The sequence below is a fragment of the Aeromonas sp. ASNIH2 genome (assembly GCF_002934795.1).
Lineage (GTDB): Bacteria > Pseudomonadota > Gammaproteobacteria > Enterobacterales > Aeromonadaceae > Aeromonas > Aeromonas caviae.
Genome location: NZ_CP026406.1, coordinates 2877941 through 2895318 on the forward strand (window position 1 = coordinate 2877941; position 17378 = coordinate 2895318).

Genomic DNA, 17378 nt, shown 5'->3' on the forward strand with positions numbered 1-17378 from the left:
GATGAAACCACTGCACCATCGACACACGAGGGGATTCAGCCTGCTGGAGGTGATGATTGCGGCCGTGGTGCTCTCCTTCGGCTTGCTGGGATTGGTTGCCATGCAGGTCACCGCCAAGTTTTCCAGCTACGAAGCGCGTCAGCGCACCATCGCCAACTGGCTAGCCAATGATCTGGTCGAACGCGCCAGGATCAACAAAGACAGCTGGGCTGGTCAGGGAACGACAGTGGTATCCGGCAACGCGATCCTGGATATGCCGAGCTGTGCCAACAACAATGGCACCATGTCGGATTGCAGCAGGACAGAGCGGCAGGCACTGGACCTCTTCTACTGGCAGCAGTCCCTGCTGGGAACCGCAGTATCCGGTGCCGCGTCACCTCTGCAATCTCCGGTCGGCTGCGTGATCCGTGGCGCCAACAACAGTTTGACCATAGGGATCTTCTGGCAGGGGCGGGAGTCTTTGTCCGATGGTGCAGGTGCAGTGGCCGCGGTGCGCAACAGTTGTGGGTTGGGCAATGCGGCAGACAGACAGAGGCGTCAGTTCGTACTGACGACCACACTATGAATGCCCGCGGCTTCACCCTGATTGAATGGTTGATTGCCATGTTGATCGGCGTATTTCTGGTCGGTGGCGGCTTGAGCATCTTCGTGGCTTCCCGTGCCACAACGGAGGATGCTTTCGATCAGAGCGAGTTGCAGGAGAACGGGCGTATTGCGATGCGTCTGGTGACACAGGACCTGAAGTGGGCGGGCTTCTGGGGGGACTACACCGGTTCCCCCATGGCAACGGGGCAAGGCGTGACTCTCAGCAGCGGGTCTGCGGTGCTTTCGGCGAACGATTGTCTGGACAATTTGGGGCGTGGCAGCTTGCCGCCCAGCGTGGGAACAAATCGGGGGGTCTGGGTCGCGCGGGTGGACAACAACAGGGCGATTAACGGGGGGGCTTTTGCCTGTATTCCCGTGACGTCACGTGTTGCCAATACGGATGTCATCAGCATCAAGCGATTGATTGGGCAGCCCCTGGCCGATGCCGCAGCTACTGGCAATCGCTTCTATCTTGCTACTACGACGCAAGCGGCGCTGATGTTCAAAGGGGGAGAAACAGTGCCCACGATGACAGATATGCCGGCTCGTCAGCTCTGGGAATACCAGCACTTTATCTATTATCTCGCTCCCAATGCCTCAGGCAACCCGGAGCTGAGAAAGCGTTACCTGACTGCCAATGGGGGCTCGGTTCTGATCGGAGGCCCCATGGCGGAAGGGATTGAGCGCATGACGGTGCTGTTTGGTGTTGACGACACTCCTGTTGCCGATGGGGTCATTGATCGCTATGTCGCGTCTACAAACGTGACCGAGCAGGAATGGAGCGAAGGGCGTGTCGTTGCTGCCCGTGTCTTTATTCTGGTGCGGTCGTCGCAAGCATCCAGCAGCTATGTGAACAACAACATCTATCAGGTAGGCAGTACCAGCGTATCAGGCAATGGGGATGGATTTCGTCGTTTGCTGCTGGAGAGCAGCGTGTCGCTGCGCAACCCGGTGGTTATGACTGGAGGTGGTTCATGAGGTCTCAGCATGGCGTTGCCCTGATCGTCGCTCTGATCATCCTGGTACCTCTGACGCTGATCGCCGTGGTGGTGATGCAGTCCTCCGGGCAGGATCTCAAGATGGCAGGCTCTGCGGCCAATTTCAGGCAGGCAGAACACAGACTGGAAGGCATCATCGAAGCGGCGGTACAGAGCAATAACATATCGACGGTGATTGCAGGCATGGGGTCTGCTCTGGGGGCTAGTGCTGCCATCAGTGTCAATAGCAGCAATAATTCAGCCAGTGTGGCCCTCACCAATCGCACGGAAACTGTCTGCAAACGCAAGGTGGATGCCAGCAGCAGCAATGTGATTCCTGTACCTGATTACCCATGACCCTCAGCCAGCTTCAAGAGCCGATATGGCATCGGAGGGCTTGCCACGACTGCATGCCCCAATTCTACCAACATGCTATTGAGGTCAAAACGATGATTAAACCGGAAGCAGTATTCCGCAAGATGCCTTGGTAAATGCTTCGCTCCGAGCGTATGGCAACTGCCCCGCAGCGAGTTTTTCACATTTCCTATCATCGTGTTTACCCAGTTGAATGCCGGATGATCCAGCCAGTCCAGGTTGCCCCCGGTGACAACTCCCAGGTGCTCACAATTGGCCTCCTTGACCGCTTTGAAACAGGCCAATCCATCGGATATCACCGCGCTACCACTGGCAATATGCCGTTTTGCCCAATCAGCAACGGACTTGGTTTTGAAACCATCGACCACCGTCATCCGCATCTTGATTGGATGTCCTTCCTTGTTCAGGGCCACTGCTGCCACAAACGGCGTCTTGCCTGCCGCGCCCCGACCCCGTTTGCCACCACGGCGCTCGCCACCCCAGTAGACATCATCGAGCTGAATGATGCCGCTGATGGGCTGCTTGTCATCGGACTCTTTCATGGCTTGCAGCAGCTTGTGCTTGAGCATCCAGGCGGTGTCATATTTGACGCCCAACTGGCGCTTTAGCTCCATCGCTGACAAGCCTGTTTTGGTTTGTGACAACAGGTGCATTGCCAGAAACCACTTGGTCAGTGGGAGCTTGGTGTTTGCGAAAATCGTGTTTCCAGTCAATGACATCTGGTGACGGCAGTGATTGCATTGCCACACACGTGGCCGCCTTCTCAGGCGACAACAGGTCTTGTTGGCACATTCAGGGCAGACAAAGCCGTTAGGAAAACGCCAAGTGAACAGCGCGTTTTCGCACTGAGCCTCAGTGCCATAGTCCTTGAGAAACTCAAACAGGCTGTAGCCTTTCTGGAATTGGATTTTGCTTTTGGCCATGATCTCGCACCTCGATAACTGTACGTAAGATCAGTATAGTTCGTGGTAACTGACTGCTAATCATGGGTAATCAGGTTCCTGTATGCAAATATGTCGAGCTACAGGCCGGTGTCAATTATGGAAAATATTCTCGCCCGCTGACCTGGACTGCGGGTGTGGAACAGCCACTGCTCACAAAATAGGAGCGAAGGATATGTGGTTACAACGATTCGGTTCAATTTTATGCTGGTGCAGTCTTGTTTTTGGCATGACGTCAACACGAGCCGATGACACCGAGCTTTTTATATACGACTTTAATAAGGCTGGTGATTTCAGACCTAAAGTGCTGTTGATATTTGATAACTCCGGCAGTATGGCTGACACCATGGAACAGATAAAGGAAGCTTATAATCCAGCGACTGTCTATCCAGCCTTGAGCAATGATCCCGACACAAGCAATACTAAACGATATATCTATTTTTCAACCGATGGGAGCATTCCCGCTATTAATAGCAACAAGCGTTTCTCCGACAAACTGAACGCTTGTGCCACCTCCAAGGGACCTCTTGCAAGTATCGGTTATTTTCAGTCGCAAGTCTGGACTTATGAAGTGACAAGTGGCAACCCTCCCGGGAGAGGGAGGGGAAGCTGGTATTCAATTAGTGGTTATCAGGAAAACAACATCGACTTGGTCGATTGCAAGCAGGATGTGACCGCAGATAACCCTGCCAACCCATACACAGGTACTTGGAGTGTTGGCACCGGGTATCCGGTCAATAAAACCAGCAATAATCAAGGCTCATGGTTTTATACAGCGGCAACAAGAGACTCTGTTAATGCCAGCAATACGGCCGTGGTGCTTTATTCTGCCAACTATATCAGGTGGTATTACGGGCCTACGGGTTATTCTATAGAATCCCGGCTGCGTATTGCCAAAGATGCAGTCAAAGGATTGATATCATCTGCCCCCGGGGTTGATTTTGGTCTGGCTATTTTCAACAGGAATGACAGTAGCAGTACCAATGGCGGCAGAGTTGTCCGGGATATTCTGGGTAGCGAGATCACGTTGTCGAATGGCAAGACCGGAGAACAAGACCTGCTCGACAGGGTCGAAGGACTGACTGCCAGTACCAACACACCATTATGCGAGACGTTGAGTGAGGCGTATCGCTTCTTCGGGGGACGAAGCGTTGTTTATGGCTTGCAAGGAGGCACGAGAGATACGACCGCCGAAAGCCCAACAGGTACCTATCAAGCCCCCTATGACAACTGCTCAAACAACGGTTACGTCATATACATCACCGATGGAGAGCCGACTCAGGATGGGGATGCCAATACCTTTGTCCAGGGATTGATAAATACATTGTCCAGCGATGAAAAAGCGGCTTATGGCACTACCGTTACTTATGGGTCAGGGAACAGGTCCAGCAGCTATCTGGCCGCATTGGCGGGTTATATGAAACACAAGGATGTGAATGCCGTTTCCCCTGGTACCCAGACAGTCACGACCTTTACCGTCGGGTTTGGTGACGAGGCGATAAGCGGGGCCGGTAATTTGCTTGCTGAAACTGCCCGTCGTGGTGGCGGCGTTTATTATCCGGCAACCAACGCCTCTGCCTTGAGTGATGCGTTGAAGGCATCGCTGCTAGCGATCCTGCGGATCAATACCTCGCTGGTGTCCCCCGCCATTGCCAGCAACAACTTTGACCGGACACGCAGTCTCAACAACATCTATTACGCCATGTTTGAGCCGGATGATGGTCCCAGATGGCGGGGCAATCTGAAAAAACTGATCTTTTCTCCTGACGGTTATGTGGCTGACAGCCGGGGACTGCCTGCTATCAAGTTTGATGGCACCATCATCGACAGTGCCCAGACTTTCTGGTCATCCGGCCGTGACGGGAACGTTGTGGCCGAAGGTGGGGCGCAAGAGATGTTGGCGGGGAAAAGCAACCGCAGCCTCTATGTCATCAACAATGCCCAGAACCGTCTCGATCAGCTGACCAAGGCAAATCTGGTAACGCAGGCTGGCAGTGAAGCCGCGCTCATGACCTTCATGCAGGCAGTTACGACGACTGAACTCGATTCCCTGATCAACTGGACCAAGGGGTTGGATGTCGACGATGAGGACTTTGATACATCAACCCTGATCCGCGCCCATATCATGGGTGACCCCCTGCACTCCCGTCCCCTGGTGCTGAACTATGGCCCGCAATCCGGTAACCCGACGGATGCACCGGACTTGCGTATTCTGTTTGGGACCAATGCCGGTTTCCTGCATATGTTCAAGGACATGGGGAGCACCATAGACGAAAGCTGGGCGGCGATACCTTATGAGTTCATGGCCAATCAGAAGGCGCTGCGTCTCAATGCGGAATCAGCCGAACATATCTACGGTGTTGACTCTTCTCCGGTGGCCCTTATCAAAGATGCCAATCGCAACGGGGTGCTGAAATCCTCGGAGAGCGATTTTGTCTGGGTATTCACCGGCTTGAGGAGCGGCGGCAAAGCCTATTATGCATTCAACGTTTCCAGCCCGGATACGCCGACACTGAAATGGCGTCTGAACAGTCTGACGACTGGTTTTGGTGAGCTGGGGCTGACCTGGTCGGTGCCGGAAGTCGCGTTTGTGCCGGGAGTCAGTGATCCCGTGCTTTTTTTTGCTGGCGGTTATGACGTGAACAAGAGCGTGCTGGGATTGGGAACCAGTGACAGCATGGGCAGAGGTATCTACATCGTCAATGCCGATACAGGGGCGCTGATATTCAGTGCGACCCCAGCAGCGACTTCAACCAGCAACCTCAGGGTCACGGAGATGACCGACAGCATGCCCGGATCGGTAGCTACGCTTGACAGCGATGGTGATGGCAAAGTCGATCGCATCTATGTGGGTGATACGGGGGGCAATATCTGGCGCATGGATCTCCCTGGCACCAACAAATCTGACTGGCGCGTCTTCAAATTTGCCAGCCTGGGGTCGGATGTCACTCAAGCCGATGATCGCCGTTTCTTCACCCAGCCTATCGTGGTGCGTACCATCAACAAGCAGGTCACTCGCACCGTTGTGGGAGGGAATGTGGTCTATTCCTATCAGGATCGTCCCTTTGATGCAGTGCTGATTGGGAGTGGAGACCGCAATCGCCCCTCATCGGAAGCGACTGTCCGCAATGGCTATTTCATGTTGCGTGATTACGATGTCGTGCCGCGTGCCGCCAATGCGCTGGCGAGAAGCCCCATTTTGATTACTGACCTTTATGATGTGACCTCTGATCCTTTGTCTGCCCAGACAAACACGGATGGAATATTGGCGACCAAGGCGGGAATTACCACTGCCAAAGGGTGGGTCAATTGGTTGAACGAACCGGGTGAGAAATCCATGGGGGCCGGGGTCGTACTTCAGGGCAAGCTTTACTTCACCTCGTTCCTGCCGCAAGTGCAGTCGTTCCAGCAATGCACCATTCAATCCATCGGGGCTGCACGGCAATACATGGTAGACATGCATTATGGCAGTTCCTTCCGTTATGTGGTTGATCTTGAAGGCAACCAGACACCTGAGCGTTATGTCGAAGTACAGAACAAGGTTGCCGACGATTTGGTGGTGCATGCAGGAGACGATGCCAAGATCCGCATTATTGGAGGTGGTGTCGGGGAAGAGGTCATCCTGAAAGATGAAGGGGATGGCGAGCCAGAGCGTTGTACCGGAGCGGGAGAGTGCAACCAGGGGGCAGAGGAGGCTGAGATGGATATGTCGCCCAAGAAAATTTACCTCTACGAAGGAGAGGCGCAATGAAAACACGCAGCGGGGTGTTGGGTTTGTGTCTCTTGTTATCCGGGTCCGTCTTGGCAGATGACATAAAATGTTATGTCGAGCTGGTTAACGGCCAGAAGGTTGTTCTGCACGGTACTGTGGCAGACAACACGCCAAAGGCGGTGCAGGATAAATTCAAACAAAGAGGATACGAGGTGGATGGTGCGGTACAGCCTGTGAAGAAAATCCTGGAATGCCGCACTGCGGAGGAAAATTTCCAGTCAAAAGAGGGTCAGCAACAGGATGCCCGTCAACTGCGATAGCGAAGGACTTCATTCAGAGGCAGATATTTGCCTGGGTAGATTGGGTGGTGCGGCCGGAGGGAGAGATGACCAGATTTATCTGGGCATTTCCTGAACGACACAGCGTGATGGTGGCATTGGTACCCAGGCTGGTGCCATCAGGGCTGAAGGTAGTGGAAGTTCGATTGTTTGCAGCAGTCAGCGAGTCAGATAGCTGAGGGCTTCTTGCCAGGATCTGCTCACCGTTATTGAAAATGTCATTGCCATTACCGTCGACGAACACGAGGAATTGGGTCGGATTGGCGGTGACACAATTGTCACTGGCATTGGCAAGGCACACAGTGACAGATTGCTGGTTGTCGATGGCTTGGCTACGAGCAAAACGCAGATATTTCAAGAGTGTGCGAGATTCAAATTTCAAGGCATTCTCATTGAGCAGGCTCGACATGGCCGGTGCACCAATGCCAAGCAAGATGACCCCCAGACTGACGGCAATCATCAGTTCCAGCAGGGTGAATCCTTTCTCGTCCTTGATCATGGCAATATCTCCCTCGATTAGTTACATCTTATCTCCAGACAGCCAGAACACCAGCGCAAAGCCCAAGTGTTGAGCTGGCACAGCCAGCGCCTTTTCTTTATCATTCCCCATCATTTTCGAATTCAAGATGCATCGCCATGGCAAAAGCCCTCTCTCTGATGCTTGCCCAGTTAAATCTGACGGTAGGCGCCATCGAAGATAACTGTGACAAGGTACTGGCGGCAGCAGCCCATGCCGATCAGCAAGGGGCCGATCTGCTGGTTTGCTCCGAGCTGGCCCTGACAGGATACCCGCCTGAGGATCTGCTGCTGCGCGCCGACCTGATGGTCCGGGTCGAGGCCGCGCTGTCCCGCATCGCGGCATGGCAGGGCCAATGTGCCATTCTGGTGGGCCATCCCTGGCGCGAAGAGGGGGCGCTTTACAATACGGCGTCTCTCTATGAGCGCGGGCAACTGCGGGCACGTTATTTCAAACAGGACTTGCCCAACTACGGGGTGTTCGACGAGAAGCGCTACTTCACTGCGGCGACCGATACCTGTGTGGTGCCGTTCCGTGGCCATCAGCTGGGTTTGCTCATCTGCGAAGATCTCTGGCAGCCGGGTCCGGCGCTGGCCGCCAAGGCGGCGGGGGCCGAGCTGCTGCTCACCATCAATGCCTCTCCTTATGATCAGGAAAAACCCTGGATCCGCCGCGAGCTGATGGCGGAACGCTGCGATCAGACCGGCCTGCCGCTCATCTACCTCAACCAGGTATGCGGCCAGGACGAGCTGATCTTCGACGGCTGCTCCAAGGTGTTCAACAGCCAGGGCGAGCTGACCCACAAGCTTGCTCCATTTGCCGAAGAGCTGGCGCTGGTGCGCTTTGCCGATGGTCAGCCGGTAAAGGAGCGGGAACCCTCGGCGCCGCTGGAGCCGTTGGCCGAGACCTATCAGGCCCTGGTGCTGGCGGTGCGCGACTATGTCACCAAGAACGGTTTTCAGGGCGCCGTGCTGGGCCTCTCCGGTGGTATCGACTCGGCGCTGACCCTGGCCATTGCGGCCGATGCCATCGGGGCGGAAAAGGTGCAGGCGGTGATGATGCCGTTCCGCTACACCGCCCAGATGAGCGTGGAGGATGCCAAGGAGCAGGCCGAGCGGATGGGGGTGGAGTTCAACATCATCTCCATCGAACCCATGTTCGAAGGCTTCATGACCCAGCTGGCACCTCTGTTTGAAGGCTCCGCCCGCGACACCACCGAAGAGAACCTGCAGGCCCGCTGCCGCGGCGTGCTCTTGATGGCGCTGTCCAACAAGCGCCGCCGTATCGTGCTGACCACTGGCAACAAGAGCGAGATGGCCGTGGGATACGCCACGCTGTATGGCGACATGGCGGGTGGCTTTGATGTGCTCAAGGACGTCCCCAAGACCCTGGTCTTCAAGCTGTGCGAATATCGCAACAGCGTGGAGTACGTGATCCCGCAGCGGGTCATCGATCGTCCCCCGTCGGCCGAGCTGGCACCGGATCAGGTGGACCAGGATAGCCTGCCCCCCTATGACATCTTGGATGCCATCCTCAAGCGCTACGTGGAAGAGGATGCGTCTGTCGCCGACATGGTGGCGGAAGGTTTCGAAGAGGCGGTGGTACGCAAGGTGATCCGCTTGGTGGATCTCAACGAATACAAGCGCCGTCAGGCCGCCGTCGGCCCCCGCATCACGGCTCGCAACTTTGGTAAGGACCGCCGCTATCCCATCACATCCGGGTTCGGCAAACAGAACTGGTAAGGAGTCACCATGAAGAAGATTGAAGCCATCATCAAACCGTTCAAGCTGGACGATGTGCGCGAGGCCCTGGCCGAGATCGGCATCAACGGCATGACAGTGTCCGAGGTCAAGGGGTTCGGCCGCCAGAAGGGGCATACCGAGCTCTATCGCGGTGCCGAGTACATGGTCGACTTCCTGCCCAAGGTCAAGGTGGAGCTGGTGGTGCAGGACGAGGATCTCGATGCCTGCCTGGAAGCCATCCAGAACACAGCGCGTACCGGCAAGATCGGTGATGGCAAGATCTTCGTCTGCGAGGTGGAGCGCGTCATTCGTATTCGTACTGGTGAAGAGAACGAAGACGCGATCTGATGTGGTGGATGTGCCCTGTGATGAACAGCAAGAGTCTGTCGCTCTGATGTCGTTTTACCGTATCGGGGTCGTGGCGGCGTGCCTGATGGCGCTCACCGCGTGCAGTACCCGGCCGCCGGCCCAGCCGGAAAACCTGTGCCAGATCTTTCGGGAGAAACCCGAGTGGCACGAGGCGGCGCTCAAGATGAACGAGAAGTGGGGGACACCTGTCCAGGTAGTGATGGCCATGATGTACCAAGAATCTTCCTTCGTGCATGATGCCCAGCCGCCGATGCAGTATTTCCTCTTCATCCCCACCGGGCGGGCCAGTTCAGCCTACGGCTATGCCCAGGTGAAAGACGAAACCTGGGCCGACTATCAGCGGGAAACCGGCAACGGCTGGAGCGATCGCGACGACTTTGCCGACGCCATCGATTTCATGGGCTGGTACACTCACAAGGCACAGCGGCTCAACGGCACGTCCAAGTGGGATGCCTATGGCCAGTATCTCAATTATCACGAAGGCTGGGGGGGCTACCGACGTGGCAGCTACCGCAGCAAGGGATGGCTGATGAAGGTCTCCCGCAAGGTGGAGGCCCGTGCCCAGCGCTACGGTGCCCAGTATCGACAATGCAAGGATCAGCTCTCCAGCGGGGGCTGGTTCTGGTAACCAAATCAGGAGTCAGAAATGCCGTTATTGGACAGTTTTACCGTCGACCATACCCGCATGGCCGCCCCGGCAGTGCGGGTGGCTAAGACCATGCAGACCCCGAACAAGGACACCATCACCGTGTTTGACCTGCGTTTCTGCGTGCCGAACGAGGAGATCCTCTCCGAGCGCGGCATCCATACTCTGGAGCATCTGTTTGCCGGCTTCATGCGTGACCATCTCAATGGGAATGGGGTGGAGATCATCGACATCTCTCCCATGGGTTGCCGCACCGGCTTCTACATGAGCCTGATCGGTGCGCCGGATGAAGCCCGTGTTGGCGCTGCCTGGCAGGCCGCCATGAGCGACGTGCTGACCGTGCAGGATCAGGGCAAGATCCCCGAGCTGAACGAATACCAGTGCGGTACTTACAGCATGCATTCGCTGGAAGAGGCCCATGCCATCGCCCGCCATGTGCTGGAGCGCGGTATCGGTGTCAACCACAATGACGAGCTTGCCCTGCCGGAAGAGAAGCTGAAAAGCCTCTGATCCCGAGAAGGGAAGCATGAAAAAGGCCGGTCAATGACCGGCCTTTTTGCATCTGGTGGGATCAGGAGGGCAGTGGCATCACCCGATTGCGTCCCAGCTCCTTGGCCTTGTAGAGCAGCTTGTCGGTACGCTCGATCAGGGTGTCTGCCGTCTCCTGAGGGGTGTATTCCCCCACGCCGAACGAGGCGGTGATGTGATCGATGCGTCGCCCGGATTTGCGATCCAGAATCGACATCCGCTCGATGACGCGACGCAGGCTCTCGGCCATCTGGCGGGTCAGCGCCAGGGCGCGGTTTGGCACCAAGAGGGCAAACTCCTCACCCCCCAGGCGATAGGCGGTTATGCCCTCCTTGCTGGCCTCTCGCAGCCGCTTGCCGACGATGCGCAGCACCTGGTCCCCCAGCAGATGTCCGTATTCGTCGTTGAAGTTCTTGAAGCGATCGATATCGGTCAGGATCAGGGAGAAGGGCTGCTTGCTGCGAATGAGGCTGTCCATCTCGAGATCGAAGGCGCGTCGATTGAGCAGAGACGTGAGCGGGTCCTCGGTGGCCAGCTTCCTCGTCTCGTTCAGGGCCTGTTTCAGCTCCTTTATCTCTTTCTCGGCGCTGCTGAGCTGGTTGCGAAAGTGGAGGGTGGACATGCGTACGTCATGCGACTCGCGCACGAGATCCCGCAGGATCCCCATGGTGTCTTCCAGGCTGAGCCCCTCGTCGTCTATCTTGCTCAGCTTGTCGAAACTCTTGTCGAGCATCTCCTGAAACAGCCCGGTATCGGAGATGGCATCCTGCATCGAGTGACTCAGCTCGCTGGCCATGGCCGCCAGGTTGAGTTTCATCGCCTCGATCTGCTGCTCGTCCTGAGCCGCAAGGTGCTGGTGGTAGAGACGCTCACAGGTGGTCAGGGAGAAGGTCCCCTGTTGTTTTATCGCCTGATCGACGGCATGGTTGAGTTCGGGCATGTCGCCGGAGACATAGCTGTACCAAAGGTGATAGTTGTTCGGCGTGGTGGGAATTTGATACTTGATCATCAGGGGAACCGCCTGTTTCAAATAGGCGGCAGATTGGGCGAACGAGTCCTTGCTCATGAGTTCCGAGTCTCACATACCTGCAAACTGTGTCCAGTATGACAGAGAGAATGGCCAAAAGGCAGTCGATGGATGCCATTAGCTCCCCCCTCCGATATAATGTCTGCGTTATTACCTACCCTAAGGCCTGCTTATGTCTCAAAAAGATCCTTTCCTCCAACGCGAGGCCGAAAAATACGAAAACCCCATCGCCAGTCGCGAGATGCTGCTGGAGCTCATCAAGGGCCATGAGAAACCCATGTCCCGGGAAGAGCTGGCCAAGGTCCTCAAGCTGACCGATGAAGAGCCGTTGGAAGCCTTGCGACGTCGTCTGCGCGCCATGGAGCGCGACGGGCAGCTCGTGTTCACCCGCAACCAATGTTACGCCCTGCCGGATCGCCTGAATCTGGTCAAAGGCTATGTGCTTGGCCACAAAGATGGATTCGGTTTTCTGCGCCCCGAGGGTGGTGGAGCGGATCTCTTCCTGAACAACCGCGAGATGCAGCGCCTGATGCATGGCGACTATGCCCTGGTGCAGCCGACCGAGATCGATCGCAAGGGTCGTCAGGAAGCGCGTCTGGTGCGCCTGCTCAAATCCCGGGAGGCGGACATCGTCGGTCGTTACTTCGTCGAGAACGGCGTCGGTTTCGTGGTACCCGATGACAGCCGCATCGGCCAGGACATCATCATCCCGGAAGGGGAGAACAAGGGGGCTCGCCAGAGCCAGGTCGTAGTCGTGCGCATCAACCAGCGCGCCACTGCCCGCTTCAATGCGGTCGGTACCGTCTTGGAAGTCCTGGGTGAGAACATGGCGCCCGGTATGGAGATCGAGATCGCCCTGCGTACCCACGGCATTCCGCACACCTGGCCGGAAGAGGTGACCAAGGAGGTCGCCGGTCTCGGTGAGCAGGTGCCGGAGAAGGCCAAAGAGGGTCGCATCGACCTGCGCGCCCTGCCGCTGGTGACCATCGACGGGGAAGACGCCCGCGACTTCGATGACGCTGTCTTCTGTGAAGCCAAGCGCGGTGGCGGCTGGCGCCTGTGGGTCGCCATCGCCGACGTCTCCGCCTACGTGAAGCCGGGCACCGCCCTCGACACTGAAGCCTATCAGCGCGGCAACTCGGTCTACTTCCCCGAGTTCGTGGTGCCCATGCTGCCGGAGGTGCTCTCCAACGGTCTGTGTTCCCTGAACCCGCAGGTCGACCGGCTCTGCATGGTGTGCGAGATGACCATCTCCGCCGCCGGCCGCATGTCCGGCTACAAGTTCTACGAAGCGGTAATGAACTCCCACGCTCGCCTGACCTACACCAAGGTAGCGGCGATCCTGGACGGGGATCCCAAGCTGCGTCAGCAGTATGATCCGCTGGTGGGCCACATCGAGGAACTGAGCAACCTCTACAAGGCGCTCAAGCATGCCCGCCATCAACGCGGTGCGGTGGAGTTCGAAAGCGAGGAGACCCGCTTCATCTTCAACGCCCAGCGCAAGATCGACCGTATCGTACCGCTGGTGCGCAATGACGCCCACAAGATCATCGAAGAGTGCATGATCCAGGCGAACGTGGCGGCCGCCCGCTACATCGAGAAGAACGAGGCCGCCGCCCTGTTCCGGGTGCACGACCGCCCGGGCGAGGAGCGTCTCACCGGTTTCCGCGACTTCCTGGCCGAACTGGGTCTGGAGCTCAAGGGGGGCCTGGAGCCCGAGCCGAAGGACTTTGCCGACCTGGCCGCCAAATTCGAAGGGCGCCCGGATGCGGAACTGCTCTCCACCATGCTGCTGCGCTCCATGCGTCAGGCCATCTATCAGGCCGACAACATCGGTCACTTCGGTTTGGCCCTGAAGTCCTACGCGCACTTCACCTCGCCAATCCGTCGCTACCCGGATCTCATCCTGCACCGGGCGATCAAGTATCAGACCGCCAAGGAGCAGCAGGGCAACCTGCGCCACAAGTGGACCCCGAGCGGTGGCTACCACTACCAGCTGGAAGAAGTGGACCCGATGGGCGAGCACTGCTCCATGACGGAGCGCCGTGCTGATGACGCCACCCGCGACGTGGCAGACTGGCTCAAGTGCGAGTACATGCTGGATCACGTGGGTGACGAGTTTGACGGCGTCATCGCCAGCGTCACCGGCTTTGGCTTCTTCGTGCGTCTGGCGGAGATCCACATCGACGGTCTGGTGCACGTCAGCACCCTCACCAACGACTACTACCAGTTCGACCCCCTGCACCAGCAGCTGATCGGCGAGAACTTCCGCCGTCGCTATCGTCTGGGTGACAAGGTGCGGGTCAAGGTGATAGGCGTGAACCTGGACGATCGCAAGATCGACTTCGTGATGGTGGAAGAGCCCCTCAAGGCCACCGGCAAGAACGCCAAGGAGATGGCGCGCAAGCAGGCCGAGATCAAGAAAGAGAAGGCCAAGAGCGCCCAGCGCCACGAGAAACGCAAAGAGGGCAAGGAGAGCGGTAAATCCGACAAGGGTGGCCGTGCCAAGCCCAGCAACAGACGACCGAGCAAAAAGGCTCGCGACAAGGCCAAGAGCACTAAATGAGTACTGAACTGATCTACGGCATTCACGCCGTCTCCGCGCTGCTGGAGCGTACCCCCGAGCGCTTCATCGAGGTGTGGGCTCTCAAGGGCCGCGATGACGAGCGGCTGCATCCCCTGCTGGCCGAGCTGGAGTCCCTCGGTATCAGGGTGCAGAGCGTGAACCGCAAGACGCTGGATGACAAGGCGGAAGGCAACAATCACCAGGGCATCATGGCCAAGGTGATTGAAGCGCCCAAGCTGGCCGAGCATGACCTGGCCAGCCTACTGGACGGTCTGGCGGCGCAAGAGACAGCGCCCTTCCTGCTGGTACTGGACGGGGTGACCGATCCGCACAATCTCGGTGCCTGTCTGCGCAGTGCCGATGCGGCCGGGGTGCATGCGGTGATCGTGCCGCGGGACAAGGCCACCGGCCTCACGTCCGTGGTGCGCAAGGTCGCCTGTGGCGCCGCCGAAGTGGTGCCGCTCATCCAGGTCACCAACCTGGCCCGCAGCCTGCGCGAGCTGCAGGAGCGCGGCGTCTGGATCGTCGGCACCGCCGGCGAGGCGGATCACGATCTCTATCAGGCCAAACTCACCGGCCCCATGGCGCTGGTGATGGGGGCCGAAGGCAAGGGGATGCGCCGCCTGACCCGCGAGCACTGCGACGAGCTGGTGAGCATCCCGATGGCGGGGGCGGTATCCAGCCTCAACGTCTCGGTGGCGAGCGGTGTCTGCCTGTTCGAAGCCGTGCGCCAGCGCCGCGTCTGACAAGACGATGACCGACAGACCCCCCTTTGTCTGGGAACGGGTTGCAGATGAGCAGGAGGCCGAGCGCCTCCTCTCTTTTGTCCGCTCCCTGACCTTGCCCCCTCGCACCTGCCTCTGGCATGCCGGTGACAGTCCGGCGCTGCTGGTCAGGGTGGAGGAGGGGTTGCTGCGGGCCAAGGTGGTGCTGGCGGATGGCCGCGAGTACATCAAGGAGTTCTATTGGGAGGGGGACGAGTTTATCGACTTCCACCACCTGCTCAGTGGTGAGCCCGCCCGCTACAGCGTGGAGGCGCTGGAGCCTTGCCGACTGCAGCTTCTTCCGCTGGCGGATCTGCGCCGACTCCCTTGCTGGCCCGCCTGGTATCACCATCTCCTTGAAGTGCAACTGCGCATCAAGGAGGAGAAAGAGCTGTTGCGGCTGACCGGGGGCCCAGAGGCGCGCTATCAGCATTTTCTGCGAAGCTTCCCCGCGCTGGATGCCAGGGTCCCGGATCACCAGATTGCCGCCTATCTGGGGATCACCCCCATCAGCCTGAGCCGCATCCGCAGGCGGCTGAAAACGCGCGATCAGGGTTGAGCCAGAAGGGGTTGCCGATGAACCTGGGCAGAGATCGGCTCTTTGCCGGCCATGTCCGCATTGGATGAGAAGGGGGCCAACTTAACCAAGGTTAATGCCCCTCGTCGGGAGCAAGATTATGCTGTCAGACCCCATTAAACAGGAGTCATTCATGAACTGGAGTATGAAATCCTGGTCCGAGCTGACCACGGATGAATTGTATGAGCTGCTTGCCCTGCGCGCCGAGGTGTTCGTGGTGGAGCAGACCTGTCCCTTCCAGGATCTGGACGGGCTGGATCGCCGTGACGGCGTGTTGCATCTGCTCGGTCGTGAGGGGGATCACCTGGCGGCCTATGCCCGCATCATGGCACCCGGCATTGGTGATGACAGCGGCGCCGCCATCGGCCGCGTGGTCACCTCTCCCACGTCGCGGGGGGGCGGACTGGGTCACCGCCTGCTGGCGCAAGCGGTCAGAGAGTGCGAGGCACGCTGGCCTGCACACAGCATCTGGCTCGGTGCACAGGCCCACCTGCAAGGTTTTTACGGCCAGCATGGTTTCGTGGCCGAAGGGGAAGGGTATCTGGAAGATGACATCCCTCACATGGGGATGCGAAGGGAGCCTGCCTGACATCGTCAGGCGCCAGGAAAGGGGCAAGTGGCCCCTCATCCGTGGTGCATCGCATGGTTTTTTGCTACCCCGTGGTCATGTGGTCGTCAGTCCGGGGTGAGATATCGCCGCGCTGATCTGCCTGCGGTCTCTCTGTCGGGACACCGCCCCGGTCGGGGCGGTGCGGCATCAGGAGGGCTGGGGTGGTTCAGGGGGTGACCCGGGTGGTGAGGGTAAATCCCTCTTCACTGGAGGCCAGCGTCACCTGAACCTGGCCCAACTCGGTCAGACTGCCCACATGGGTGCCGCCACAGGGAATGGTGATCTCCCGACCGTCCACCATGCCATGCCAGTAGCGGGAATCGATGATGGCATCACCGGCCCGGCTGCGGCGGATCTCGCCTCCCTCTTTGAGCCAGCGCATCAGCTGCTCGTTGACCTGGAGCGCTATCCTGTCGAGGTCGGCCAGCAATGCCTCGCTGTTGATTCCCTTTTTCCGAAGGCTCTTGCCGATCCGGTACTGCTCCTTTGATCCTCTGGGCTCGACCCGGGAGTGCTGGATGGCGAGGCGGTCGAAATCCGGCTGCCCGAGAGCGTCCAGCTCGCTCGTCTCCTTTCGCCAATAGGGCGTGAGCGCCCGATTGAGGGCCAGTGCCACCAGGTGGCAGGCGCTGTGGCCCAGGCTCAGGGCATGGCGTGCCTCGGCATCCACTGTCAGTTCCACAGGCGAGCCAATGGCAAGGTGATGGGAACCGGCGAGGGGATGCACCACCACGAAAGCCCACCCATCCGCCCCCCGCTTGACCGGAATCTCCGTATCCACGAACAGCTCGCCCTCGGGACTGATGGCGCCCATGCGGCAGGGGCCCACGGCCGCTTCCCCCCCTTCCCAGCGCACAGTGCCCACGTCACCGGGTTGATCGGGCCAGAGGTGGCTCTGGGGATGAAAGGGGGTGAGGTCGGTGACCAGCAGGGTCGGATCCCCCTGTTTGCAACAGACGACGCTGGCCTGTTCCTGATGGTGGCCCAGTACGAAGCTGGCTCGGGTATGTTCCATGGCAGGGCTCCCGCAACGAGATGATGAGAAGGGAAAGAGGCAGCATACGCGAAAGTGCGAAGAGGCTTATCAACCCGGGTCAATGAGCC

The 17378-nt window shown here is 58.3% G+C and carries 16 protein-coding genes and 2 pseudogenes; 14 read left to right on the forward strand and 4 right to left on the reverse strand.

Translation table 11 applies throughout. The features are described from left to right. Position 1 precedes the first annotated feature (1 nt). From pilV to C3F36_RS13740, 3 genes and pseudogenes are all read left to right on the forward strand, one after another. Positions 2-565, forward strand: coding sequence for a type IV pilus modification protein PilV (pilV, locus tag C3F36_RS13730; RefSeq protein WP_029313786.1), 564 nt, complete (start codon positions 2-4; stop codon positions 563-565). Further along, positions 562-1563, forward strand: a complete 1002-nt coding sequence (locus C3F36_RS13735) for a PilW family protein (RefSeq protein ID WP_104455244.1) — start codon at positions 562-564, stop codon at positions 1561-1563. Before pilV ends, C3F36_RS13735 begins: the two co-directional genes overlap by 4 nt. Then, positions 1560-1913 (forward strand): annotated as a pseudogene (locus C3F36_RS13740) (pilus assembly PilX family protein); the annotation flags it as partial. The gene C3F36_RS13735 and the pseudogene C3F36_RS13740, both read left to right, overlap by 4 nt. Here the strand turns inward: C3F36_RS13740 and C3F36_RS13745 are convergent. Then, positions 1910-2860, reverse strand: a complete 951-nt coding sequence (locus tag C3F36_RS13745; RefSeq protein ID WP_043851557.1) for an IS1595-like element ISKpn3 family transposase — start codon at positions 2858-2860, stop codon at positions 1910-1912. The pseudogene C3F36_RS13740 and the gene C3F36_RS13745 overlap by 4 nt on opposite strands. Positions 2861-2928: 68 nt before the next feature. On the opposite strand from C3F36_RS13745, the pseudogene C3F36_RS24175 reads away from it, so the two are divergent. From C3F36_RS24175 to C3F36_RS13755, 3 genes and pseudogenes are all read left to right on the forward strand, one after another. Beyond that, positions 2929-3042: pseudogene (locus C3F36_RS24175) on the forward strand (type IVa pilus pseudopilin TppD); the annotation flags it as partial. An 11-nt stretch (positions 3043-3053) separates the two neighbouring features. Continuing rightward, positions 3054-6629 carry a pilus assembly protein gene (locus C3F36_RS13750; protein WP_442778392.1) on the forward strand — a complete coding sequence of 1192 codons (3576 nt, stop codon included), beginning with the start codon at positions 3054-3056 and terminating at the stop codon, positions 6627-6629. Then, on the forward strand, positions 6626-6910 hold the full coding sequence (locus C3F36_RS13755; protein WP_041210962.1) for a TapY2 family type IVa secretion system protein: 285 nt from the start codon (positions 6626-6628) through the stop codon (positions 6908-6910). Before C3F36_RS13750 ends, C3F36_RS13755 begins: the two co-directional genes overlap by 4 nt. A 13-nt stretch (positions 6911-6923) precedes the next feature. Here the strand turns inward: C3F36_RS13755 and C3F36_RS13760 are convergent, their stop codons facing one another. Continuing rightward, entirely contained in the window at positions 6924-7427 is a 504-nt protein-coding gene (locus C3F36_RS13760) for a GspH/FimT family pseudopilin (RefSeq protein ID WP_010673109.1), read from the reverse strand. 137 nt (positions 7428-7564) lie between these two features. On the opposite strand from C3F36_RS13760, the gene C3F36_RS13765 reads away from it, so the two are divergent. From C3F36_RS13765 to luxS, 4 genes are read left to right on the forward strand one after another with little or no spacing between them, the layout of a single operon-like run. Next, complete coding sequence (locus tag C3F36_RS13765) at positions 7565-9187, forward strand: NAD+ synthase (protein ID WP_104455246.1); 1623 nt, start codon at positions 7565-7567, stop codon at positions 9185-9187. Between the two features lie 9 nt (positions 9188-9196). Beyond that, entirely contained in the window at positions 9197-9535 is a 339-nt protein-coding gene (gene glnB, locus C3F36_RS13770; RefSeq protein ID WP_005308848.1) for a nitrogen regulatory protein P-II, read from the forward strand. A 46-nt stretch (positions 9536-9581) separates the two neighbouring features. Continuing rightward, positions 9582-10184 (forward strand): transglycosylase SLT domain-containing protein, encoded by a 603-nt coding sequence (locus C3F36_RS13775; protein WP_042014883.1) that lies wholly within the window; start codon positions 9582-9584, stop codon positions 10182-10184. Between the two features lie 18 nt (positions 10185-10202). Further along, complete coding sequence (gene luxS, locus C3F36_RS13780) at positions 10203-10712, forward strand: S-ribosylhomocysteine lyase (RefSeq protein ID WP_010673112.1); 510 nt, start codon at positions 10203-10205, stop codon at positions 10710-10712. Between the two features lie 61 nt (positions 10713-10773). On the opposite strand, the gene C3F36_RS13785 is transcribed toward luxS, so the two are convergent. Next, positions 10774-11796 carry a GGDEF domain-containing protein gene (locus tag C3F36_RS13785; protein ID WP_199769597.1) on the reverse strand — a complete coding sequence of 341 codons (1023 nt, stop codon included), beginning with the start codon at positions 11794-11796 and terminating at the stop codon, positions 10774-10776. A gap of 133 nt (positions 11797-11929) precedes the next feature. On the opposite strand from C3F36_RS13785, the gene rnr reads away from it, so the two are divergent. The 4 genes from rnr to C3F36_RS13805 all read left to right on the forward strand — a co-directional run bounded on the left by rnr (position 11930) and on the right by C3F36_RS13805 (position 16253). Further along, on the forward strand, positions 11930-14323 hold the full coding sequence (gene rnr, locus C3F36_RS13790; RefSeq protein WP_103260839.1) for a ribonuclease R: 2394 nt from the start codon (positions 11930-11932) through the stop codon (positions 14321-14323). Then, the gene (rlmB, locus tag C3F36_RS13795) at positions 14320-15069 is read left to right on the forward strand and encodes a 23S rRNA (guanosine(2251)-2'-O)-methyltransferase RlmB (protein WP_041214488.1); all 750 of its coding nucleotides are present in this window, start codon (positions 14320-14322) and stop codon (positions 15067-15069) included. The genes rnr and rlmB overlap by 4 nt, the downstream gene beginning before the upstream one ends. A gap of 7 nt (positions 15070-15076) precedes the next feature. Beyond that, positions 15077-15646: a Crp/Fnr family transcriptional regulator gene (locus tag C3F36_RS13800; protein ID WP_103260838.1), complete on the forward strand. Its 570-nt coding sequence runs from the start codon at positions 15077-15079 to the stop codon at positions 15644-15646. A 151-nt stretch (positions 15647-15797) separates the two neighbouring features. After that, the gene (locus C3F36_RS13805; RefSeq protein WP_049636452.1) at positions 15798-16253 is read left to right on the forward strand and encodes a GNAT family N-acetyltransferase; all 456 of its coding nucleotides are present in this window, start codon (positions 15798-15800) and stop codon (positions 16251-16253) included. A gap of 187 nt (positions 16254-16440) precedes the next feature. Here C3F36_RS13805 and C3F36_RS13810 read toward each other — a convergent pair whose 3' ends face one another. Then, positions 16441-17289 carry a hypothetical protein gene (locus C3F36_RS13810; RefSeq protein ID WP_104455247.1) on the reverse strand — a complete coding sequence of 283 codons (849 nt, stop codon included), beginning with the start codon at positions 17287-17289 and terminating at the stop codon, positions 16441-16443. Positions 17290-17378: the final 89 nt, after the last annotated feature.